Origin of the sequence: Microcoleus sp. MON1_C5 (assembly GCF_036701875.1) — a bacterium.
In the GTDB taxonomy this organism is placed as follows: domain Bacteria; phylum Cyanobacteriota; class Cyanobacteriia; order Cyanobacteriales; family Microcoleaceae; genus Microcoleus.
In genome coordinates this window covers 66,744-88,840 of record NZ_JAUBRN010000015.1, presented here as the reverse complement: position 1 = coordinate 88,840, position 22,097 = coordinate 66,744, and the positions used below count along the sequence as shown (strand labels likewise).

General features: G+C 45.2%; 20 protein-coding genes, 1 other RNA gene and 1 pseudogene. 11 read left to right on the top strand and 11 right to left on the bottom strand.

Features of this window, described 5'->3' with window-relative positions; genetic code table 11:
• Positions 1-23: 23 nt before the first annotated feature.
• The 4 genes from corA to QUA71_RS10265 all read left to right on the top strand — a co-directional run bounded on the left by corA (position 24) and on the right by QUA71_RS10265 (position 4,286).
• The gene (corA, locus tag QUA71_RS10280) at positions 24-1,202 is read left to right on the top strand and encodes a magnesium/cobalt transporter CorA (RefSeq protein WP_333284588.1); all 1,179 of its coding nucleotides are present in this window, start codon (positions 24-26) and stop codon (positions 1,200-1,202) included.
• Positions 1,203-1,520: 318 nt separating this feature from the next.
• Positions 1,521-1,947, top strand: an RNA gene (gene rnpB, locus QUA71_RS10275) — RNase P RNA component class A.
• Positions 1,948-2,234: 287 nt separating this feature from the next.
• Complete coding sequence (rnc, locus tag QUA71_RS10270) at positions 2,235-2,942, top strand: ribonuclease III (RefSeq protein ID WP_333284586.1); 708 nt, start codon at positions 2,235-2,237, stop codon at positions 2,940-2,942.
• Positions 2,943-3,134: 192 nt separating this feature from the next.
• The gene (locus QUA71_RS10265) at positions 3,135-4,286 is read left to right on the top strand and encodes a Gfo/Idh/MocA family oxidoreductase (RefSeq protein ID WP_333284584.1); all 1,152 of its coding nucleotides are present in this window, start codon (positions 3,135-3,137) and stop codon (positions 4,284-4,286) included.
• A gap of 31 nt (positions 4,287-4,317) precedes the next feature.
• Here the strand turns inward: QUA71_RS10265 and QUA71_RS10260 are convergent, their stop codons facing one another.
• On the bottom strand, positions 4,318-6,363 hold the full coding sequence (locus QUA71_RS10260) for a sensor histidine kinase (protein WP_190663421.1): 2,046 nt from the start codon (positions 6,361-6,363) through the stop codon (positions 4,318-4,320).
• Positions 6,364-7,030: 667 nt separating this feature from the next.
• Between QUA71_RS10260 and QUA71_RS10255 the strand changes: the two genes are divergently transcribed.
• Both QUA71_RS10255 and QUA71_RS10250 read left to right on the top strand, forming a co-directional pair.
• Positions 7,031-7,690, top strand: coding sequence for a class I SAM-dependent methyltransferase (locus QUA71_RS10255; protein ID WP_333284581.1), 660 nt, complete (start codon positions 7,031-7,033; stop codon positions 7,688-7,690).
• 107 nt (positions 7,691-7,797) lie between these two features.
• Positions 7,798-8,061 (top strand): hypothetical protein, encoded by a 264-nt coding sequence (locus QUA71_RS10250; RefSeq protein WP_333284579.1) that lies wholly within the window; start codon positions 7,798-7,800, stop codon positions 8,059-8,061.
• A gap of 14 nt (positions 8,062-8,075) precedes the next feature.
• Here the strand turns inward: QUA71_RS10250 and QUA71_RS10245 are convergent, their stop codons facing one another.
• The gene (locus QUA71_RS10245; protein WP_333284577.1) at positions 8,076-8,330 is read right to left on the bottom strand and encodes a hypothetical protein; all 255 of its coding nucleotides are present in this window, start codon (positions 8,328-8,330) and stop codon (positions 8,076-8,078) included.
• A gap of 211 nt (positions 8,331-8,541) precedes the next feature.
• On the opposite strand from QUA71_RS10245, the gene QUA71_RS10240 reads away from it, so the two are divergent.
• On the top strand, positions 8,542-8,799 hold the full coding sequence (locus tag QUA71_RS10240) for a DUF2811 domain-containing protein (protein ID WP_050813024.1): 258 nt from the start codon (positions 8,542-8,544) through the stop codon (positions 8,797-8,799).
• 309 nt (positions 8,800-9,108) lie between these two features.
• Here QUA71_RS10240 and groL read toward each other — a convergent pair whose 3' ends face one another.
• The gene (gene groL, locus QUA71_RS10235; RefSeq protein ID WP_333217658.1) at positions 9,109-10,803 is read right to left on the bottom strand and encodes a chaperonin GroEL; all 1,695 of its coding nucleotides are present in this window, start codon (positions 10,801-10,803) and stop codon (positions 9,109-9,111) included.
• A 547-nt stretch (positions 10,804-11,350) separates the two neighbouring features.
• Between groL and QUA71_RS10230 the strand changes: the two genes are divergently transcribed.
• Positions 11,351-13,099 (top strand): ABC transporter ATP-binding protein, encoded by a 1,749-nt coding sequence (locus QUA71_RS10230; RefSeq protein ID WP_333284575.1) that lies wholly within the window; start codon positions 11,351-11,353, stop codon positions 13,097-13,099.
• A gap of 264 nt (positions 13,100-13,363) precedes the next feature.
• Here the strand turns inward: QUA71_RS10230 and QUA71_RS10225 are convergent, their stop codons facing one another.
• Both QUA71_RS10225 and QUA71_RS10220 read right to left on the bottom strand, forming a co-directional pair.
• On the bottom strand, positions 13,364-14,479 hold the full coding sequence (locus QUA71_RS10225; protein WP_333284573.1) for a fatty acid desaturase: 1,116 nt from the start codon (positions 14,477-14,479) through the stop codon (positions 13,364-13,366).
• Positions 14,480-15,029: 550 nt separating this feature from the next.
• Positions 15,030-15,263 carry a hypothetical protein gene (locus QUA71_RS10220; RefSeq protein ID WP_333284571.1) on the bottom strand — a complete coding sequence of 78 codons (234 nt, stop codon included), beginning with the start codon at positions 15,261-15,263 and terminating at the stop codon, positions 15,030-15,032.
• An 87-nt stretch (positions 15,264-15,350) separates the two neighbouring features.
• Between QUA71_RS10220 and QUA71_RS10215 the strand changes: the two genes are divergently transcribed.
• Positions 15,351-15,578: a hypothetical protein gene (locus QUA71_RS10215; protein ID WP_333284569.1), complete on the top strand. Its 228-nt coding sequence runs from the start codon at positions 15,351-15,353 to the stop codon at positions 15,576-15,578.
• Between the two features lie 101 nt (positions 15,579-15,679).
• Positions 15,680-16,147 carry a hypothetical protein gene (locus QUA71_RS10210; protein WP_190663431.1) on the top strand — a complete coding sequence of 156 codons (468 nt, stop codon included), beginning with the start codon at positions 15,680-15,682 and terminating at the stop codon, positions 16,145-16,147.
• A gap of 101 nt (positions 16,148-16,248) precedes the next feature.
• On the opposite strand, the gene QUA71_RS10205 is transcribed toward QUA71_RS10210, so the two are convergent.
• The 4 genes from QUA71_RS10205 to QUA71_RS10190 all read right to left on the bottom strand — a co-directional run bounded on the left by QUA71_RS10205 (position 16,249) and on the right by QUA71_RS10190 (position 18,437).
• Positions 16,249-16,515 carry a type II toxin-antitoxin system YafQ family toxin gene (locus tag QUA71_RS10205; protein WP_333284567.1) on the bottom strand — a complete coding sequence of 89 codons (267 nt, stop codon included), beginning with the start codon at positions 16,513-16,515 and terminating at the stop codon, positions 16,249-16,251.
• Positions 16,516-16,517: 2 nt separating this feature from the next.
• Entirely contained in the window at positions 16,518-16,724 is a 207-nt protein-coding gene (locus QUA71_RS10200; protein ID WP_333284565.1) for a hypothetical protein, read from the bottom strand.
• 113 nt (positions 16,725-16,837) lie between these two features.
• Positions 16,838-17,947 (bottom strand): glycine oxidase ThiO, encoded by a 1,110-nt coding sequence (gene thiO / locus QUA71_RS10195; RefSeq protein ID WP_333284563.1) that lies wholly within the window; start codon positions 17,945-17,947, stop codon positions 16,838-16,840.
• A 151-nt stretch (positions 17,948-18,098) separates the two neighbouring features.
• Positions 18,099-18,437: a 2Fe-2S iron-sulfur cluster-binding protein gene (locus QUA71_RS10190; RefSeq protein ID WP_333284561.1), complete on the bottom strand. Its 339-nt coding sequence runs from the start codon at positions 18,435-18,437 to the stop codon at positions 18,099-18,101.
• 117 nt (positions 18,438-18,554) lie between these two features.
• Here QUA71_RS10190 and cimA point away from each other — a divergent pair, with 117 nt between their 5' ends.
• Positions 18,555-20,168: a citramalate synthase gene (gene cimA / locus QUA71_RS10185; protein ID WP_333284559.1), complete on the top strand. Its 1,614-nt coding sequence runs from the start codon at positions 18,555-18,557 to the stop codon at positions 20,166-20,168.
• Between the two features lie 206 nt (positions 20,169-20,374).
• Here cimA and QUA71_RS10180 read toward each other — a convergent pair.
• Both QUA71_RS10180 and QUA71_RS10175 read right to left on the bottom strand, forming a co-directional pair.
• A pseudogene (locus QUA71_RS10180) lies at positions 20,375-20,967 on the bottom strand (IS1 family transposase); the annotation flags it as partial.
• 143 nt (positions 20,968-21,110) lie between these two features.
• Positions 21,111-22,079, bottom strand: a complete 969-nt coding sequence (locus QUA71_RS10175) for an SPFH domain-containing protein (RefSeq protein WP_333284557.1) — start codon at positions 22,077-22,079, stop codon at positions 21,111-21,113.
• Between the last annotated feature and the right edge of the window lie 18 nt (positions 22,080-22,097).

Here is a 22,097-nt window from a genome sequence, read left to right as displayed (position 1 = left end):
TTCTAAAAGTCAGGAATATTAGCATGGTATACAAAAGCATACATACTTCTAGTGCCGTTGCAAAACAAATTCAAGAAGATGATGATGATGATTCCTATGTTGACTATTTTTACGACGATCCGGGGGCTCCGCCGGGAACTCTCGACTTAGAACCAGATGCGCCGCCTCCGGAGATTGTATTAATTGACTATTGCGAAACAGCCGCAACTCGCGCCAAATTGGCAAATCCTCACAAAGCTGCTGCGTATTTAGATACAGCATCTGTTTCTTGGGTTGATATGTTGGGATTGGGAAACAAAGAAACTTGGCGGCAAATGGGCGAAGTGTTTAATTTACACTTAATGGCTCAGGAAGATGTAGTTAATGTGCCCCAGCGACCGAAAGTAGTAGACTATGAAGAACACATTTTAATCATTGCTTGGATGGTGATGCTCCATCCAGAATTAGATACTTTTCATAAAGAACAAGTAAGTTTGATTTTGGGCAAGCATTACCTGTTAACTGTTCAGGAAGAACCGGACTATGATTGTTTTGAACCAGTGCGCGAGCGCATTCGTAAAGGACAAGGAATAATTCGCAAACACGGAGCTGATTATCTGGCTTATACTCTGTTAGATTCGATTATAGATGGATTCTTCCCTGTATTAGAAGTTTACGGAGAGCGCATTGAAGAATTAGAGGATGAAGTGGTGCTGAACCCTACCCGCAAAACCCTGGAAAAAATCTATAAAATCCGGCGAGAATTGCTGACTCTGCGCCGCGCCATTTGGCCGCAGCGGGATGCAATTAATGTTTTGATTCGAGATAGCAGTGATTTGATTAGTCCCGAGGTGCGAATTTACCTGCGCGACTGTTACGATCACACGGTGCAGGTGATGGATATGGTCGAAACCTATCGAGAGTTGTCTTCGGGTTTGATGGATGTTTACTTGTCTTCGGTTGGTAATAAAATGAATGAAATCATGAAGTTGCTGACGGTGATTTCGAGTATCTTTATTCCTCTAACTTTTGTGGCGGGAGTATACGGGATGAATTTCAATACAGAGACATCTCCCTGGAATATGCCGGAACTGAACTGGTATTTTGGCTATCCGCTTTGTTGGGCAATTATGCTAGGGATCGCCTCTGGTTTAGTTTACTTCTTCTGGAAACGCGGCTGGTTTGATAATTTTTCTACTGTGAAAGAGGACTCATTAAAGTAACCGAATGGAAGATTTGAGATTGGGGATTGAAGATTGAATAATTAAAAATTATGTGAGGGAAAAAGGTTTCGTACCCCTAGTTGAATCCGTGCCATAAATCCTTGCATGAGAATTCCCAACTTTTCAGCCCCCTGATTCATCCGTGAGTCAATTTAAGGGGAGTTGCATGGAAATTTAATTGTTGGGCGGGCTTTCGGGCCTACCGTACAAGAGTTTGAATAAACACAAATGTCCAAATTAAGTCGGCGACAAGTTAAAATCTTCAATCTCAAATCTTAAATTGATTGACGAACGATCGCGTACAATAAATCTGGGGAAAAAGTAGGCGCAGGCGGTTGCGGATGAGCGAAAGCTTGTCTGAGGAAAGTCCGGGCTCCCGAAAAACCAAACTTGCTGGGTAACGCCCAGTGCGAGCGATCGTGAGGATAGTGCCACAGAAAGATACCGCCCCCCGATTTGAGATTTGAGATTTGAGATTGAATCAAAAATCAAGCATCGAAAATCGCAAAGTGTTAGGGGGTAAGGGTGCAAAGGTGCGGTAAGAGCGCACCAGCAGCATCGAGAGGTGCTGGCTCGGTAAACCCCAGTTGGGAGCAAGGTCGGAGGGACTATGGTTGGTTTTTTACCAGTTCCGTTTTTTGGTACCGCTTGAGGCGTCTGGTAACAGGCGCCCCAGATAGATAACTGCCCTCGAAAACTGCTTGCAGTTGAGAGAACAGAACCCGGCTTATGTCCGACTTTTTCCCCCCCATTTAATTAAAATTACCGCTTGGGAATAAGGTCAACAAATCCTTTCAACCTGTTTTTTGTTGGGAACGGTGTGCACTGCACACCCGGAGGAAGATTTGGGGTAAGGTGCACCATAATCACCCGGATAAATATTTATTTTTTTAATGAAAAAGTTATTAAGATGGATCTGATACCTGTAAAAAAAAATGCAACTTTTGACAAGTTCTCAACCCAGATAGTCATCCGTCATTCCCAAATTTAAAATTTAAAATCTAAAATCTAAAATCTAAAATCTAAAATGGTATGATTTATCCGGGTCGCCAAAAGCAACTTGAAACATTAATTCAAAAATTGGGACTGACGAAGGATGCTTCGATAAAATGGCATCTCCTCGATTTAGCTTTGACTCATGCGAGCGCGTCAGCTAAGGCAAATTACGAGCAACTAGAGTTTGTCGGGGATGCAGTTGTGCGGCTGGCGGCGTCGGAATTGTTGTTTGAGATTTATCCTGACTGTACAGTGGGGGAATTTGCTGCTATTCGATCGATCTTGGTGAGCGATCGCATTCTTGCTAAAATCGCTGAAAGTTACGGGTTCGATCGCTATTTAATTGTTTCCAGCAGTGCCGCCTCGGACAAAACAGGCGCTGAACCCCGGCTGGCAGATGCTTTGGAAGCGGTACTGGCTGCGCTTTATTTGAGTACCCAGACGTTAGAATTAATTCGCCCTTGGCTAGATTCTCACTTTCAACGCCTAGCGGCGGAAATCCGCAGCGATCCTGCCCGCCAAAACTACAAAGCTGCTCTCCAAGAGTTGACTCAAGGCAAATACAAAACTTTGCCCAAATATAGCGTCCAAGAAACCGGGACAGTGCAGGGCGGGGAAGATCGTTTTACCGCAGAAGTTCTCATTCAGGGAAAGTTGGTAGCAGAGGGAAAAGGTCGATCGATCAAAGCGGCCGAACAAGCAGCGGCTCAGGCAGCTTTCAATAAATTAGTTGATAGTCAGTAGTTAGTTGACTGTTGACTGTTGACTGTTGAGTGGTGTTATCAGTTATTTGTTATTTGTTAGCTGCCACCAATAACCAATAACCAATAACTACTGCCCACAGTCAACAGTCAACAGTGATTTTTTTGAATAAAAACATAGATAATAATAACAAAATATGCTATAATTAATGTGCGATTTTTTAAATTATTATCAATGAAAATCGGAATAGCTGTATTGGGGGCAGGTCGCTGGGGAGTTAACCTAATTCGCAACTTTCTCGAACATCCCAACAGCCAAGTTTTAGCGGTGGTAGACCCGAATCGAGATTCATTGGTGGCTGTTCAAAAACAGTTTAATCTCGATGCCTCGGTGATTCTAGCTACCGATTGGTCTCAAGTGCAAGCCTTGCCGGGACTGCAAGCTGTGGCGATCGCCACTCCAGCTTCCACACACTACACCCTCGCAGCAGCAGCGCTGAAACAAGGCTACCACGTCTTAGCAGAAAAACCCCTCGCCCTCAACCTCACTGAAGCAATAGAACTCAGTCAATTAGCCGAAAAACAGCAGCGACAACTCTTCGTTGACCACACTTATCTGTTTCATCCAGCAGTCGATCGAGGCCAAAGAATTATTCAACAGCATCAACTCGGAAAATTGCGCTACGGTTACGCCCAGCGCACCCATTTTAAACCGGTGCGCCATGACGTTGATGCCCTTTGGGACTTGGCTATTCACGATATCGCTATTTTCAATACTTGGCTGGAACAAACGCCAATTGAAGTAAGGGCGATCGGCACTGTGTTTCCGAAGGAATCAGGAAAAGGGAATAAGGAATCAGGAATAAATAAAGAAGCAGCAGAAATTGAAAATCAATTGGCTCCTTCACTGCTGACTACTAATCCTGCAGAAAAACTAGCAGATTTAGTTTGGGTAACGCTCACCTATCCCGACGGATTTCAAGCATTTATTCACCTGTGCTGGCTAAATCCCGACAAACAACGGCGCTTAACAGTTGTTGGCAGTTTGGGAACCTTGATTTTTGATGAAATGTTGCCAGAAACTCCCCTGATTTTGCAGCGCGGCCCTTCAGATTACCGGGGCGAAGAGAATAACTCTTTTGAAAGTGCGTTAGCGAAGCCCTCGAAGAGGATCGCGCCGCAGCCAACAAGCATCAGACACCGCGAAGTGTTGAGTTTAGAACAAGTAGAACCGCTGAGGCGAGTGTGCGATCGCTTCCTCAACTGCGTGCAAACAAATACCCCCTGTCTTACCTCTTCGGGCGCGGCTTCCGTCGAATTAATCCGCATTCTCAGCACTTTGAGCAAATCCCTCGAACTCGGCGGACAGCCCCTAATACCATTTTAGATTTTAGATTTTAGATTGGGAAAATCACTCCTCAACTTTTGAAATTTCCCTTTTCCGTTACTAAGTCCGGGCTCTGAAAATAAAAACTTGACTGCTGATTGACAGGCAAAGAAATCATCACTGTAGTACCTTGATTCACGCCCGCGCTGTGCAGGGTAATGCTTCCGATCATAGATTCCATTATCCTTCGCGAGATAGCCAAGCCCAAACCGTTACCGCCAAACTTGCGAGTTGTAGAACCATCAGCCATCACAAAAGGTTGAAACAATTTCTGCTGGTGCTCGGGATCGATACCAATTCCCGTATCTTTAATTGTCACCACCACCCAATCGCTTTGACCGCTGGGGCTAGTCGTACTGTCAGCACTGCCGTTAAAACTACCAGAATTAGTCCTCGATTCTAGCCGCACAGATATATTAATGCTGCCCGACTCTGTAAACTTAACGGCATTGCTTAACACGTTTAAAAACACCTGTTTTAGCTTCTCGGGATCGGCATGAACAATAATCGGATCGTGAGGCTCTGGCAAACTTAACTTCAAGCCTTTTTCCTCAATTTGAGTCGCTTGCAAATCAATCGCGTCTTCAAGTACCTGAGTAATGTCAACTACTTCTAAGATCATCGAGAACGTGCCGGATTCTATTTTAGCAATGTCCAAAATATCATTAATAATATTGAGCAATTGCATTGACGAATCGTGGGCCCGTTGTAAAAATTCCATTTCTTCATCTCGGTCATCGCAGTAGCCGTCCCGCACAATTTGAATAAAACCAATAATCCCGTTAAGTGGCGTTCTCAATTCGTGAGAAATATTCCCCAAAAATTCATTTTTTAATTGATTGGCAACTTGCGCTTCTTTGGTTGCGACTTCCAATTCTCGGGCCCAGGATCTGAGGCGCTGCACCATGCTGTTGAGTGCTTCTGATAGTTGATTAAATTCCCTAATTTGGAAATCTTGGGGCACTGTCTGCGACACTTCCGTATCTACTTTCATCGCGTAGTCTCTCAGTTTTTCCACAGGACGCGCCAAGTCGCGAGACAGATATAAAGTCGCGATGATACTAGCAGCAACCAAACCTACAATTAAATTAAATAAAACTTGCTGAATTTCTTCCAAACCTGACAGAGCGTAATCTAAACGAGAGACAGCTAAAATAATCCACTTGCTGTTCTCCTGTTTAGTTGTAGGACTCGGGATAGCAGCGTATCCTGCTAGCAACTCTACACCATTCCTTTCAAAGGAAAATAGATGGAGAAAATCTTTTCCGCCTGCGATCGCCCTTCTGACAATACTTTTTAGTCGAGCGGCATCTGCCTCTTGGTCGATATTGCGGCCCACGCGGTTGATATTCGGGTGCGCCAAAATCGTCCCATCTTGGTCGATCGCCACCGTATAGCCGGCTAAAGAACCTTTGGGAGCGCTGGTTTGCACAGGCAAGGCCGACTGCAAACTCAAAGCATAACTCAACTGCAGGGTATTGCCCCGACGAATGTAAACAGGAGCGCTCAACACCAAACTCGCTTGGGTATCGCGGCCTTCTTTACCCGCCTCTGGAAAATCCTCAGCCCCCAAAGCCCCCTTCCGATCGTTTGCTGTCCCCTGTCGCTGCGGAGGTAAGGACAGACGAATGTAAACGCTCTTGTCGTCCAGCAGCGTTTGCTGCTGCTGTACGGGCGGCCAAAATTTTGCCGGCAGCGACTGAATCGGCTGCTGCCCGCAAGTGCTTGCTATCACTTGATTTGTCTTTAAATTAGTCAATTGCAAGCAATCAACCTGCGCTGGCAACCGCTGCCCTAATTGCGCGATAAACTTTTGATAATCCTTCGGATTTACAGACTGCAACATCGAGCTTTCCGAAGCGCCGATCAGATTCGACTTCAGCGATTTCGCCCGCTGTTCAATAGTTTCTGCTTTTCTGGCTGCACTTTCTGTCAAGTTTAGACGAGCAGTTTCCAGAAGCGTCGAGCGTGCCTTGCGATAGGTAACATACTCCCCCACCAGTAGAACCGGTACGCTGAGCAACAAAATCCGCGACAGTAAAATACGGCGAAAGGAGGATTGACCTAACTTAACCATAGGAAATATCTAAATTAAGGTGCAACACCCAACAGCGACCATTACAGTGAAATAAACCAGACCGAAAGCCTGAATCTGTCTAGGGGGCTCTGCTGACTGAACAACACAGCTTCAGAACAACATTTAAACACAATTATAGAAGCCACTGTAGTAATCTCGATTCTAAGTGTGTTGACCCAAATATGCTCAGCAATTTGTTTCGCAAATGCCTGTGATTTCGGTCACACTTCCCTTCTCAATTCTCGGAGCGACTGGCACCTCATCGCCCAGGGGCCAATTTTTCAGGCTGCAAAAAAGCCTCGGGTGGACATACCGCACTTGCTTGAAGCTAGAATCGCATGGATGCACTCTTGGATCAAAATTAACGGGCAAAAAGTTCTGTCTCCGGCTAGTATACAGAGAGAATTCTGCTCCATCGGACTTTTTCTTTCCGAATGCCTTCGAGAGATGGGCCAGAGATGGGCGATGCAAGATTTTGCACCCTGTCAAAGATTTCTTTTGCCACCCGATTGATTCGGTGACAATAATTCACCTGTCAAACAAAAAGAATGAGACGATCGAGCTGCCGATCGACTCTGACAACCCTAATGTGGGCAACCGTGGCCCAAACAGTGCACCCACGCTCCGTAAATTCGCGGTCTCGGCAATAATCTCCATAGCTTAATCGATGAAAAAAAACTTTACCAATTATACGTATTATTACACAAACAACCGTCCGAGATATCATCACGCTTATTTGATATCTCCCCTTTTAGAAATGCTGGCGACACTTCAGCAGACCAGCAAGACAAAACTCCGAGTTTTGGATCTCGGCTGCGGCAATGGCAGCCTCAGTCACGTTATCGCAGAGCACGGCTGCGAAGTTGTCGGCGTTGACACTTCTGCGCCCGGAATTGCCATCTCTCGTCAAAGTTTCCCGGAGTGTCAGTTTATCCAAGCAGATATTTACGACCTCCCAGATACCGATATTCTGAACTCATTTGATGTTGTCTTAGCTATTGAAGTAATCGAACACTTGCTTTATCCTAAAGAACTAGCCAAAACTGCCAAAAAATGCCTCGCTCCGGGAGGAAGACTAATTATTTCCACACCCTATCACGGCTATTTAAAAAATCTGGCTTTAGCGGTTTCCGGCAAACTAGATAAACATTTTACCGTTCTTTGGGATAACGGTCACATTAAATTTTTTTCAGTAGAGACGCTGACCAAGTTATTAACATCTGAAGGATACAGCGACATAAATTTTAAATTTGCTGGTCGGTGTCCCTATCTTTGGAAATCAATGTTATGCTCAAGTACGTTCTCGCCACAAGCGGAGAAATTATGAGTTTTGATTTGTTGTGATTTTTCAGCCAATTAATTTTTCGGAATAAACGACCAGCCCTCATGAAAAGTAAAAGATAACTTTTATGGTGAAATGGTGAAACAAATAAAATGACTGTTGGCGTTTGGATATTAGGCGATCGACTTTGGCAGAACCAAGCTGCTATCAACCGCACAGATGATAAATCTTCCCTACTGGGATTTCCTAGCGCGCCACCGCGACAAACTTCAGTCGATCGGTCGCATGAGCTTTCTCTTAGCCAATCTCGACAAAAGGCCGCCGGCAGAATTGGCAACCATCCGCCAAAAAGCGGCAGAGTGGCACTTAGGAAGTCATTAGTCAGCAGTCAGCAGTCAGCAGTCAGCAGTCAGTAGTCATTAATCATTTGTTATTTGCTACCCATGCCCCATGCCCCATGCCCCATGCCCCATGCCCCATGCCCTTTGCAATTCTTATTTTTTCCCTGACTTTTCCCTAAACATTCCACAGCGTTTCCCCAGGCAAGTCTGAGGTTTTCCACAGATTCGACAAAGTTTTCCACAGAAATTAACGGCACGGTAGCATCTTGCTGCGGAATTGGGGATTTCCTTAACTTGCTGCCCAATCCCTCATAAACCGCCCAAGACATAAAGATATGTAACAAAAAATGCCCTGAAAAGCTTATTCTTTGGTAAACCTTTTTTTTATATAAAGGACTTTGTAATATTTCGCAACATTGACAAACCCACCCCCTCATAGCGCACAATGATGCGACCGACCTAAAAAAAAGCGCTCTGATTTCGGCTGTGCCTGCACCTGTATCCGGCCGAAGGGGGGGTTCTGTTTTCAATTTATTAGCGAGACTAAAAAAAATGATGAACCCAACAGTCAGTATTTTTGCTGAAATTCCCGAAACGCTGCACGATTCTCTCAAAACTTACCTGGAAACCCATCCCGAATGGGATCTAGACCGAGTATTTTGCGCGGCCCTGTCGCTGTTTTTGTTGCAGAATGCCGATAGCGGTACGCCTGAAGCTTCGCGCAGTTATCGCCAAGCTGCGAGAGTTTATCTCGAAACTCTGTTTCAATCTCCTCAAGACTTGCACAGCAACAATGTAACTCCCTCGTCTTAAAGGATAAGGGCAGAGGGGGAGACGCGGTTTCTGGGAAGGATTTTAGTTGACCGAGAGGGCGCGCACTGCATAGGTGTCAACTTAAGCTTAAAATCCCTGAGAAATATCGCTTATAGCTTAATGCCGAGCCCCATTGCATCTCCCTTAAGAAGGGGACTTGGATAGCTTCTCCCCCCGGACTCTCAGGGGATGCCGGAGGGAGAAGCTGCCTTAATCGTCAAACAGTAGACGGGTAGTACATAAGACGCGCTTGTTTGCACCCACGGTGCTTATGGCGCACTCTACAGACTACAAACTCATGGCTGAAGACTACATCATGCCCATGCCGCCCATGCCGCCCATGCCGCCCATGCCGCCCATGCCGCCCATGCCGCCCATGCCGCCCATGCCGCCCATGTCGCCCATGTCGCCGCCGCCGGCTTTTTTCTTCTCGGGTTTTTCGACAATCACAGCTTCAGTGGTCAGCACCATACCAGCAATGGAACCGGCATTTTGCAAAGCCGATCGCACCACCTTAGCCGGGTCAATAATCCCGGCGGCAATCATATCTTCGTACACGTCGGTGAGTGCGTTGTAGCCAATGTTGAACTCGCTCGCCCGCACTCGCTCGATGACGATGGAACCTTCAACGCCGGCATTATCAGCGATTTGACGCAAAGGTGCTTCCAAAGCTTTCTTCACCAAGTCAGCACCTACTTGTTCTTCGGCGTCTAAAGTATCTCTGATCGCATCTATTTTTGTAATCAGGTGAATTAGCGTCGTGCCACCTCCGGCAACGATACCTTCTTCCACAGCAGCTTTCGTAGCGTTCAAAGCGTCTTCAATACGCAGTTTACGGTCTTTGAGCTCGGTTTCGGTAGCTGCGCCGACTTTAATTACAGCGATGCCGCCGGCGAGTTTGGCGATGCGTTCGGTTAGCTTTTCCTTGTCGTAGTCGGAATCCGTCGCTTCTAGCTGCTTGCGGATTTGCTCGATCCGTTTTAGCACGTCAGCTTTGTGTTCTTCGCCAGCAACAATGATCGTGTTTTCTTTGTCGATCGTAATTTTGCGGGCGGTACCGAGCATTTCTAGGGTTGCGGTATCAATGCTGAGTCCGACTTCTTCAGAAATCAGTTGACCGCCGGTGAGCACGGCGATATCTTGAAGCATAGCTTTGCGCCGCTCCCCAAAACCAGGAGATTTCGTTGCTGCGATGTTCAATACGCCGCGGGCTTTGTTGACTACCAGAGTTGCCAAAGCTTCGCCTTCAATATCTTCGGCGATAATTAGCAGCGGTTGACCTGTGCGGGCGATTTTTTCGAGAACTGGAATTAGTTCTTGAATCGAGCTAATTTTTTTGTCGGTAATCAGGAGGCGAGCGTTTTCGTACTCAACTTCCATGCGGTCGGTGTTAGTGACGAAATACGGAGAAAGATATCCGCGATCGTACTGCATCCCTTCGACAACTTCCAATTCTGTTGTCAGAGATTTCGACTCTTCAACAGTAATTACGCCGTCTTTGGTGACTTTTTCCATTGCTTGGGCAATCATGGCGCCGACTTCTTCGTCGTTACCGGCGGAGACAGTAGCGACTTGAGCAATTGCAGCCCCTTCGACGGGTTTCGCCAATTTCTCGATTTCCAGCACCAAGTGGGCGATCGTTTTTTCAATACCCCGGCGCAGCGCGACTGGGTTCGCGCCCGCGGCTACATTCTTCAAACCTTCGCGAATCAGGGATTGAGCTAGAACCGTTGCGGTTGTTGTGCCGTCGCCTGCGATATCTTTAGTTTTGGAGGCGACTTCTTGAATTAAGCGAGCGCCGGCATTTTCCAGGGGGTCTTCGAGTTCGATCTCCCTAGCAACGGTGATACCGTCGTTAACGATTTGGGGAGCGCCGTATTTCTTTTCCAATAGGACGTTCCGGCCTTTCGGGCCCAAGGTGATGCGGACAGCATCGGCGAGTTGATTGACGCCGCGTTCTAGTGCCCGCCGAGATTTGTCGCTAAATGCAACTATTTTGGTCATGTTTGTCTCCAATCGCTTACATTAGCAAATTTAGCACTCTCTGAGGCTGAGTGCTAAGTCGATCGATTTTTGATTGTAGCGCGACTCAACGCTGGGGGGGATTGCGGGGGCGGATGGGAGATTTGGGCGAGCTCGTTCCGGGTGGCTAAGGACAGGGCATTGCCGTGTCCCCACAGATCTCGTGTTCCCACAGATATAATGTGGTTTGTTACATATCGATATAATCAGGTTTTAGTTAATACCAAAACCTAATTTTGATGGCACGTTATCCCAAAGCAGAATTTTTATTAAAAACTTCTTAACTTGTGTTTTCGGTCATCTACCTTTCGATAGAGCTTCTCTTCTTTTTTCAAACTTCTACCTTCTATAGCAACCGCCAAGACTATTAGGACGTTCTTAATTGCTGAAAACGTGAGCTGAAGATTGCGCCTTCCTTCTTCCTTCTTCCTGACATCCGTTACATCCGTTACATCCGTTACATCCGTTACAAAATCCGTTGCCGAACCTTCTTCCTTTCCTCAATCAATCTCAAATTACGCACTAACAAATGGCTCGTTATTCTCGACTGCAAAAACTCGGCTCTTATATGCGCCCGCACTGGAAGCCAACATTCTGGGGCATTTTTTCGCTGTTAATTGTCAATGCTGTGGGCGTTTACATTCCCCTGCTGATTCGGAATTCAGTTGACACTCTCCAAGTTGCGACTAAATTTGACGAAGTTTTCAACTTCGTGGCACTAATTCTGATCCTCGCCTCAATTATGTGGGTAATTCGGATGGTGTCGCGGATTCTGCTGTTTGGCGTGGGGCGTCAAGTAGAATTTGACCTCAAACAGCAAATTTTTAACCATTTATTAACATTAGAACCGTCTTATTTTGCCGCCAATACGGTAGGAGATTTAATTAACCGCGCTACTTCCGATTTGGACAATATTCGGCGCTTGGTGGGGTTTGCGGTACTCAGTTTGGCGAATACGGCATTTGCTTATGCTTTGACTTTGCCGGTGATGTTGGGGATTAATGTAAGGCTGACGTTGTTTGCGATCGCCGTTTACCCTTTAATGTTAGTTTTGGTGCAGTTATTTAGCGACAAACTTCGCATCCAACAGTTAGCCGTGCAAGAGGAATTGTCGGCGATGAGCGATTTGATTCAGGAGGATATGAGCGGGATGTCCGTAATTAAAATCTACGCTCAAGAAGAAAATGAACGCCGAGCTTTTCGCAATTCCAACGCACAGTTGCTATCAGCCAATTTGGAATTAGCAAAAACTAGAAACTTTATTTTTCCGCTGCTGGGCGGTTTGGCAAGTATCAGTTTGTTGGTGCTGCTTTCTGCTGGTGGCGGGGCAATTGCTAATGGTCAAATTAGCATTGGCGATTTTGTGGCGTTGCTGATTTATGTCGAGCGTTTGGTGTTTCCGACGGCCCTGTTGGGTTTCACGATTACTGCTTACCAGCGGGGAGAAGTGAGTGTCGATCGCATCGAATCAATTCTGACTGTGGAACCGCAAATTAAGGATGCTGCCGATGCAGGTGAACTGCCAACTCCAGTCAAAGGCGAAGTTGTTGCCCGCCATCTAAATTATACTTATCCCGGTGCTAAGACACCCGCGCTTAAAGATGTTGATTTTACCATAAAACCGGGAGAAACTGTCGCAATTGTTGGGGCGATCGGCTCGGGAAAATCAACTTTAGCTAATGCGCTGCCCAGACTGCTGGACATCGCTCCGGGTCAGTTATTTTTAGACGGACAGGATATTACCGAGGTAAAATTGACCCAATTGCGCGGGGCGATCGCCTACGTTCCGCAAGAAAGTTTTCTGTTCGGCACTACCATCAAGAATAACATCCGCTACGGTAACCCTTTAGCAGAACAGCCGGAGATTGAAGCCGCCGCAAAACAAGCGCAAATTCACGCCGAAATCCTCAACTTTCCGCAGCAGTACAAAACAGTTGTCGGCGAGCGCGGCATTACTTTATCCGGCGGACAGCGGCAGCGGACGGCACTTGCTCGCGCTTTGTTAGTTGACGCCCCGGTGTTAATTTTGGATGACGCTCTCTCCAGCGTTGACAATCAAACTGCTACCGACATTTTGCGAAACTTGGCAACGGGAACCGATCGCAAAACGGTAATTTTTATCTCGCATCAAATGTCAGCGGCGGCTAGTGCCGATCGCATTTTTGTGATGGAGAGAGGAGAAATAGTTCAGAGTGGCACTCACATTGAATTGGTAGGGCAAACAGGGCTTTATCAGTATTTGTGGAACCAGCAAAAATTAGAGGAATTGCTGCATTGAAAAGTGACCGATACTTTGAGTTATCTAGAGTTAGACCCTAGATAAATAGGTAGGTGCAAATAAACTGGTGACGAGAAGGGCGGGGTTTGTCAGAATAAACTGGCTGCTAGTATAGCTCGCGGTTAAACCAGCCCTATCCATCTAATGTTTATTTGTAACCACCTACTTAACCAGGAAAGTTAGGGTTGAAACTTATCCCACTAACTGCCTTCCTAATCATAGGATTTGGTGCTAAAAAAGCAACCAAATTTATTCCCACCGACTTTAATTAGCTACCTTACTGAAGGGGATTTCTTGTTGTTGTTGCCATAATTTAATCGATTGCAGACTATCTGAAGCAGCATCCCAAAGAATGAATTGGAAGCAGTCAGGAATATCGCGAATTGTTAGGGATTTTGAATTAGCAAGCAGGTGAATATTAGCATTGTGACAGGCCTGAAGATTATAGTTAGGTATCCGCTCAGAGAGATGATGAATATTGTGGTAAGCAATATCAGCCGAAAACCAATTGAGAAGAGTTGGTAATTTTAGGTAACTACTGCCTTCTATTGCGCCAAGAAGATAGTCCCAACCCTCGGCTTTATGAGCGTAGGAACCGTCAAAATTATGCTGAACAAAGAAAATACAGATAAATATCGCTGCTGAACAGGTCATGACAATTGAGTAAACACTCCAGAAAAAGCCAAAACCAAGTAAGTGGCTCAGATAAATCCAGCTACCAACAACACAAATATTGTTGAACAGTAAATCCCAAAACTCAGCCGTCGTATACCAATGTTTGGATTTATAAGAAGCAATGATTGCAGGTAAACCCATGCCTAAATCTTGATTTAGATAAGCAAAAATATGTCGGATAAAACCAGTAATTCCCAAGATTAGCGCGAGTCGTGGCTTAATAATTAGATAGAAAAAACCACCGGGAAACAGCATCAATGGGTGTCTGAGTAACTGATACATCTTTTGACTAAAGGGGCTTAGCGCCGCAAATTTTTCGGTGGATATCAATGCCGAAGGACCTCGGTACATATCCCAATTACCATTATGTTTGTGGTGATAAGCGTGTCCCCTCGACCAGGGGTACTGAGGAATCGCATTGATAATACCTAGCAGAAAACCCATAAGGCGATTGACTTTTTTGGAACTAAAAAGAGAATAGTGTCCGCAATCGTGCATCAAAGAGAAACAACGTCCTGAAAAAAGTGTCATCAACACCATTATCGGCGGGAGCAGGAATACAGAAATGGCAGCAGCTTTAAAGGCTAAAAACCATAACAATGTATAAGGAATCACTGTATTGAGTATTTGGCAACTAGCTTTCAAGTTGTTGCTCTTCATATAAGGAGCTAGCACAAAATCAGACTTTTTTATCGCGGTTTTCATTCAGTATATCTATGGTGTGTGGAGAATTGCTTAGCTTACCATCAGGAGAAGCTGGCTATTTTTGGCAGGGTTTTATTGCAGGTAATTGGGTGAATTGCGGTTGAAAATTGACCCATACTTTACAAAATTGCTGATAATATTTAGTTCATTAGCTCCTCTTTTTTGTGGTTTAGCCAAGCTGAAGCTTATCCCAGATTTGACGTACTTAATCATAACCAAATGCGGTACTAATTGCTAATCATTGCCGCAAATTGAGTTGTATTTTCTCCTTACCTGTTAGGAGAAGAATAATTTATTGGGTGGAATTTTATGTCGCCATGATTTCAAGCAAATGTGAGATAGGGGATGGCTCTATTAACCGTCGTTGCAAATGATCATCTTTGCTAGACAATTAATTCAGTTAGGAATGGTAAGTGATGGAGAACCGTATCAACCTGCCACTTCAAAGGTGTATTGATAGGCAGATTTACATGACAAATCACCAGGCATCAACCAGGCATGAAAAATCCATTTCAAGCAGTGTATCCAATGGTCAGCATATTTTGGTGAATCAACAGATTCTGTCAATACCCAAAGCTACCTTACCGCTTGTTATTTTCAACTCGCATTGGTTTCTTGCTTGCTGCCGCACTGTAGCAGACTTTACCATATTTTTCAGCGCGAGAACAGTCTGCAATAAAGCATCTGTCTCTAATTTCCCAGTAAAAAATGCTTTCAGGGCTTTCTTTATTTCCCGGTTGTTACCAATCCGAGGATATTCCCATGTCTCAGCGAGAATCGTCATAACTCAACTTTGTTTGCAGAAAAAACTGTGAAGCCTGTCAGCCGCCGAACAAATTGCTGCACCCGAAGGCATTAATATGATTGTTGGTTGCACGATCGACCTTCGGTGATGTATGCCGCTATTTTTGCTTGCATCGTCTGTGCCACACTTTACCGTACCGGGTTCTACCCCAGCTCGATCGCAGGTTCAAAATTTTGGCTACTGGCGAAAACTTTTTATTGGCGGGCTATAGGGGCGATCGACAAATGGCCCATCTCGGAAACCAAAGCTGACACAACATCCAGAACCGCAGAGGATTTTGGCTCAATTCCTTGAAAATAGAATTTGAGGAGCGATCGCAATTGCCTGCGTTTTTTGTGTTCTGAGATAGCTCTGATTTGCTACAATCTAATCGCACACGCGACTAGAAATGGGTTATGACCGAACTATTAGATGAGACGCTTTCTATTGAAATGGCCGCTCGCATCAAAAGCAACCGTAAAAACTGCTTTGACAACGCCTGTAAAGCAGCGTTAGCCACCGAGGGCGCGATTTATGTTCAAGGCTTTTTAGCCGTGCCGGGAGTGCCATATAAACCCATCGAATATAGCTGGATTGAACTCGACGAGCGAATTATTGACCCAACCTTTCCCCATCTCGGTTTCATCGCTCAAGACATTCATTACTTCCCAGTCCAGCGCTTCAGCGTCAAGAAACTCAAAGCAATCCTAGAAGAATCAAAAGAAGATTATCCTGAAGACGACCCGCTGCCGATTTATGGCAATCAACCTTATGAATATTACGGCGATTTGATGTTAGGCGGTAGCGATTACCAAAATGCTTACGATTTGGCTGCCGCTAAATGCAGGGAATTAAACCAACCCAAAAAACAGGATGCGAACTAATTCAAGACTTACCAAAAAATGGTTTGGCGCGCTACTTACAGCGGTAAGGTGTGCACTGTGCACCCTACAGAGACAGATTACTGTAGCAAGTGTTGTGTTGATTAATATACTTCATCATGACTTCCCAAATCTACAAACACAGCTTTTCCGTCTTCTGTAAAGTAGAAAAGTACCCTTTCGTCGTAATCTACGCTAAAACTCCAAAACTCCTTGAGCCTACCGGACAATTTATGAGTTTTTAAGCTTGGTTCAAACGGCTCTCTGATGAACTGTTCCAGCTTTTGCCAAAACCTAGCTTCCAAATCAGCATCGCCTGTGATCCGCTTTTTGAAAGCACGCTTGAATGAAGAACTGAAACTGACTTCCACGATTATTCCTCTATCATTACTCTGAGTTCATTGATGTTAGCGAAAAATTTCAGTTCACCTTTTTGTTCTTCAATTTGCGCTGACTTAAAGTTTTGATACATCTCTTCGCGACGTTCTTCCCGGAGATATTGCTTCAACAACAGTTGAAGCTCTTGCTTTTCGTCAGTAGAAAGATTCTTTATCGTCTCGACCACATCACTGAAAGTCATAACTTACAAAACCGTATTGTGCTGATTAGATTATAGCAAAAAATATCTTTTTGGTTGACTTTCGTTTCTCGTTCCCCGGCTCTGCCTCGTCTTAAAAAAAGCAAAAAATCTCACTATTTACCATTTTCAAACTTCCAAGATTCAGGAAACCTCGAATAATGAAAAGCAGCCAATAACGGATCTGAGTTCTGATTCCCCATCAAATCAGCCAACAATTTAGCCGTCACCGGAGCCAACAAAATGCCATTGCGGTAATGCCCCGTAGCCCATGTCAAATTCTCCCAAGCACTAGCACCTAAAATCGGCCATTCATCAGGAGTAGCCGGCCGAAATCCCCACCAAAACTCCAAAATTGGATAGTTTTGTAATTCGGGATATAACTTAATCGCTCCTGCTAGCAAACTTTGCATTCCCGCAGGCGTATTTCCCGGCGTGAAATCGACATTTTCGCTAGTTGCGCCAATAATAATTCTGCCATCTTGACGCGGCACAATATAAATGCCAGTCCCGAATAGAACAGTTTGCAGGGGCTGGATAACTCCACAATCTTCTGGTACACATACTGACAGCATTTGCCCCTTTCTTGGAAAAACAGAAATATCTAATAATTTCTCAGACCAAGGACCTGCAGCCAAAACATAACGGTCTGCTTGGAATTTTCCTGCTGTTGTTTCAATGCCAACAACTCGGTTTCCCTGCCGAATAATTTCCCCGGCATTGCCTTGAATAATCTCAATCTGCAATTCTTTAGTTGCGGCCTGAAGCGTCCGAAATAAAGCGCGGTTGTCTACTTGAGCGTCGTCAGGATACCACCAACCGCCAATTACTTCTTGACCTAATCCAAACTGGTGCTGGCGAACAGTATCTCTGTCCAACCATTGAGAGTTAAGGGTTGACAAAAGTGGCTTTTCTTGAGGCTCATTTTGACACACTGGCGCGAGAATTCCCGATCGCCAATATCCCGTTTTCAATCCGGTAATATCTTCTAGCCGTTCCACCCAGGCGGGATACAGTGCGCGGCTTTGCAAGCACAAATCCAGCATCGGACTGGGGGGAATTCGTTCGGCTTGCGGGGCAAGCATTCCAGCAGCAGCCCGGGCCGTCGGTTGTTTAGAATCGGCGGTAAGAACTGCGACAGATGCCCCTCGCAATTTCAGTTCTACTGCTAGCGAAAGGCCAATTATTCCGCCGCCAATAATCAGAATATCTTTAGATGAATTCATTAACTTTTATATGGACTTTCTGGCTTTTTTGACCTCTCGGGTTTCTTTATGGTAAGGTGCCCCGTCTGCACCTTACAGTTAGAATTCTTGCACAAGTCTTACAGATTATCTGGCAAGGCGATCGTCCTATCTGCCTTCCTTAACAAAAAATCTATGCTTGGGGTTTCCAGACAGTTTCAGAACCTTGACCCCAGAAACCATCATATTTTGTCACCTTAATATCGCCTAAAACCTTGGTTTGACAGGACAAACGGCGGTTGGAGGCGGGAGTATGGGGAGGAACCGAAAGTCGGGCTTTTTCGCGCCACTGGGACTCGGAAACTTCGCCCTCGACGGTGACGGCGCAGGTGCCGCAAGTGCCGAGGCCGTGGCAGTTGATGACTTTGGCGTTGCCGTTGTAGAGATCGATGCCGTTTTTGAGCAATACTTCACGGAGATTCGCTCCGCGATCGCACTCAAATGTTTTGCCTTGCGCTTGTACCTTGACCACAGCAATTTACCCCAGTTAGATTTATGTTAATTTTCCTATATATTATCGCATTAAATTCAAATAAATTCATCTAATATGGTAAGTGATATATTACCAATTTCTCGATCGCAATTTCCCATGACAAATCGGCTCTGGATCTACGATACCACGCTGCGAGACGGTGCTCAGTGTGAGGGACTCTCCTTATCTCTCGAAGACAAACTGCGAATTGCTCGGCAGTTAGACAGTTTAGGAATTCCCTTTATTGAAGGCGGCTGGCCGGGGGCGAATCCTAAAGACGTACAATTTTTTTGGCGTCTCAAAGAACAGCCCCTAACTCAAGCAGAAGTGGTAGCTTTTTGTTCGACTAGGCGGCCGGGAACTACAGCAGCTAATGATGAAATGTTGCAGGCTATTTTGTCCGCCGGTACTCGCTGGGTGACGCTGTTTGGCAAGTCGTGGGATTTGCACGTTATTGAAAGTTTGAAGACGACGCTAGAAGAAAATCTGGCGATGATTCGAGATACAATTCAATATTTGCGGAGTCAGGGAAGGCGCGTTATTTACGATGCCGAACACTGGTTTGACGGCTACAAGCACAATCGAGATTATGCTATTAAAACTTTAGAAGCGGCGGCGGATGCCGGTGCAGAATGGCTGGTGCTTTGCGATACTAACGGGGGTACTTTACCTCACGAAGTCAGTCAGGTTGTTCGCGATGTTTTAGCAGCTTTAGGAACCAATCGCGAAGTACCTGTGCAGTTAGGAATTCATACTCACAACGACTCGGGAGTTGCAGTTGCTAATGCTTTGGCTGCTGTGCAGGAAGGGGTGACGATGGTACAGGGAACTATTAACGGTTACGGCGAACGCTGCGGCAATGCCGATTTATGTTCCTTAATTCCTAATTTTCAGCTAAAGTTGGGTCATAATTGCATTGAAGACGAGCAATTAGTTAAATTAACTCAAGTAAGTCGATCGATCAGCGAAATTGTCAATCTTGCTCCCGATGATCATGCTCCTTTTGTGGGTCTTTCGGCTTTTGCTCACAAGGGCGGAATCCACGTATCGGCTGTGGAGAAAAATCCGTTAACTTACGAACATTTGGAACCGGAAAAAATTGGCAACAGGCGGCGAATTGTGATTTCGGATCAAGCGGGTTTGAGCAATGTTTTGGCGAAGGCGCGCACTTTTGGAATGGATCTCGATCGCAAAAATCCTGCTTGTCGCCAAATTCTAGAAAAATTGAAAGATTTGGAAAGTCAGGGATATCAATTTGAGGGTGCTGAGGCGTCTTTTGAATTGTTAATGCGGGAAGCCTTGGAACAACGGCCGCCGTGGTTTGAAATTAAGGGATTTCAAGTGCACTGCGATAAGGTTGGCGAAGATTGTACGGCTTTGGCCACCGTCAAATTGTCAGTAAACGGTACAAATATTTTGGAAGCTGCCGAAGGAAACGGCCCGGTTTCGGCTTTGGATGCGGCTTTGCGGAAAGCTTTGGTGAATTTTTATCCGGCGATCGCCCATTTTTACCTGACAGATTACAAGGTGCGGATTCTGGACTCCGGTGCGGGAACTTCTGCTAAAACTCGCGTGTTGGTTGAGTTTAGTAACGGTCAAGACCGCTGGACGACTGTGGGGGTTTCTGGTAATATTTTGGATGCTTCTTATCAAGCGGTTGTTGAGGGTTTGGAGTATGGTTTGGTGTTGGGAGATAGGGAGGCGATCGTTTTAACGGTGTCGAGTTATTAGGTTAACGGCGAAGAGAAGTTGCCTGAATATCGATGTTTAAATAGATACCAGGCGATTTCAAGATAGAGTTAGCCAATTTAAAAAGGGTGAAACCTGAGATTTTGCATCATTCTCAATAAGGCTTTTATGGGCTGGCTATAAGAGTCCACCCAAGCATTCATTGTTTGTGGAACAGGCCCGAAAGCCTGTTAAATGAGAATGGTACTCTGGGCGTGAGTCAAACCAAACCTCGGATTAATCTGGTTTCCCTCGGGAATAAACATCGGGTAAACTTTCGGGTGATCCGTCACATAAAAATAGCATTTACCTTTACTAACTACGCCCCATAAAGGTTTAAATGTTTTGTTACTATGCTCTCCTAGTACCCATCCTCAAATACTTGTTTTTAACTGATATACTGCTGTCTAAAGCCAAAGTTTGTTTTTTGTGAGCCGACCAATGTTTCTAATTATCCAATTTCGGTAATTGTCTGTCCCTCATAAAAATTGGGCAGGAGTTATCCTAGTTGTTTGACCCAATTCATAATTGTTGTATGATGTACACCTTTGACTCTCTCAATCTCCCTTAACCCCATGCCATTAACATACATTTTTAGGCATTCGTCTTTAACTTCTTGAAGATAACCTCTGTGAGGTTGATAGCAGTCTATAAATTGTCTCCCACAGTTAACACACAGGTAGTTGTGCTTACCTTTTTTGCGCCCATGTTTATTGATATGAGTTGACTTACATTCAGGAGATTCCCTAGAAGATGACTTGTGTTGAATTGTTTTTTGTGAATTGTTATCAGAATCAATCATATCTTAATTCAGCAACGCCGATTATTTAACCATGTGCTGCGTGATTACCCAATTATTTTTGCTATTCATGATAACTCTGTATGAGGGGTTTCATTCCTCATACAGAGTTACCAGTCTCTTTCAATTGCCCATTCTAGCTAAGACTACTTTTTCACCTCATTATTATTACCTTCCCCAACGATCGATCGCATTCCTTCGAGCGTAGCGGGAATGCTGCGCGGGTCCATAAACATCACCTTGCTGCTGTCGCTGGTGCCAATTTTTAGACCCATATCCAGATAGTTTTGAGCTAACAAAAATTGTAAAGCTTCGCGGGCCGTGGGGTCATTTTGCAGAGTTTTGCTGATGATTTGCAAGGCCTCAGAAGTAGCTTGAGCTTTCAAAACCTGACTTTGGCGTTCTGCTTGAGCTTTCAGGACGATCGCCTTTTGTTGAGCTTCCGCTTCCAAAATAGTCGCTTTTTGGCGCGCTTCTGCATCCAAAACTTGCGCTTCTGCTTTACCTTTGGCGCTGTTAACTGCTGACTCGCGTTCTCCCTCGGATGTCAGAATTGCCGCCCGCTTGCGTCGATCGGCTGCCATCTGCAATTCCATCGATTCCTGTACAGTTTTAGAAGGGATAATATCGCGCAATTCTACCCGCGTTACTTTAACTCCCCAAGGATCGGTAACAACGTCTAAATCTCTGAGCAAAATTTCATTAATTTGAGAACGGGCAGTAAAAGTTTGTTCGAGATCCAGTTGACCCATTTCGGCGCGAATTTGGGTCAGCACCATATTTACCATTGCTGACTGAAGATTTTCTACTTTGTAACAGGCTTTTTCCAAGTCCACAATCCGCCAGTAAACCACAGCATCAACAGTGAAGGAAACGTTATCGCGGGTGATACAAGCTTGCGGAGGAATATCTAAGACTTTTTCTCGAATTGTTTGCTCGTAAACAACTCGATCGAGAAACGGCGTGACAAAATTCAAACCGGGTTCCAGTTTCTTGCCGCTGTATTTACCTAAAGTTTCCACCAACGCTTGATTGCCCTGATTAATAATCTTGACGGAACCTGCGAGGGCAGAGCCGCCTAAAGCCAAAAATACGAGTAAAAAGTATTGTTCCACGGTCGCCTCCTATAAATG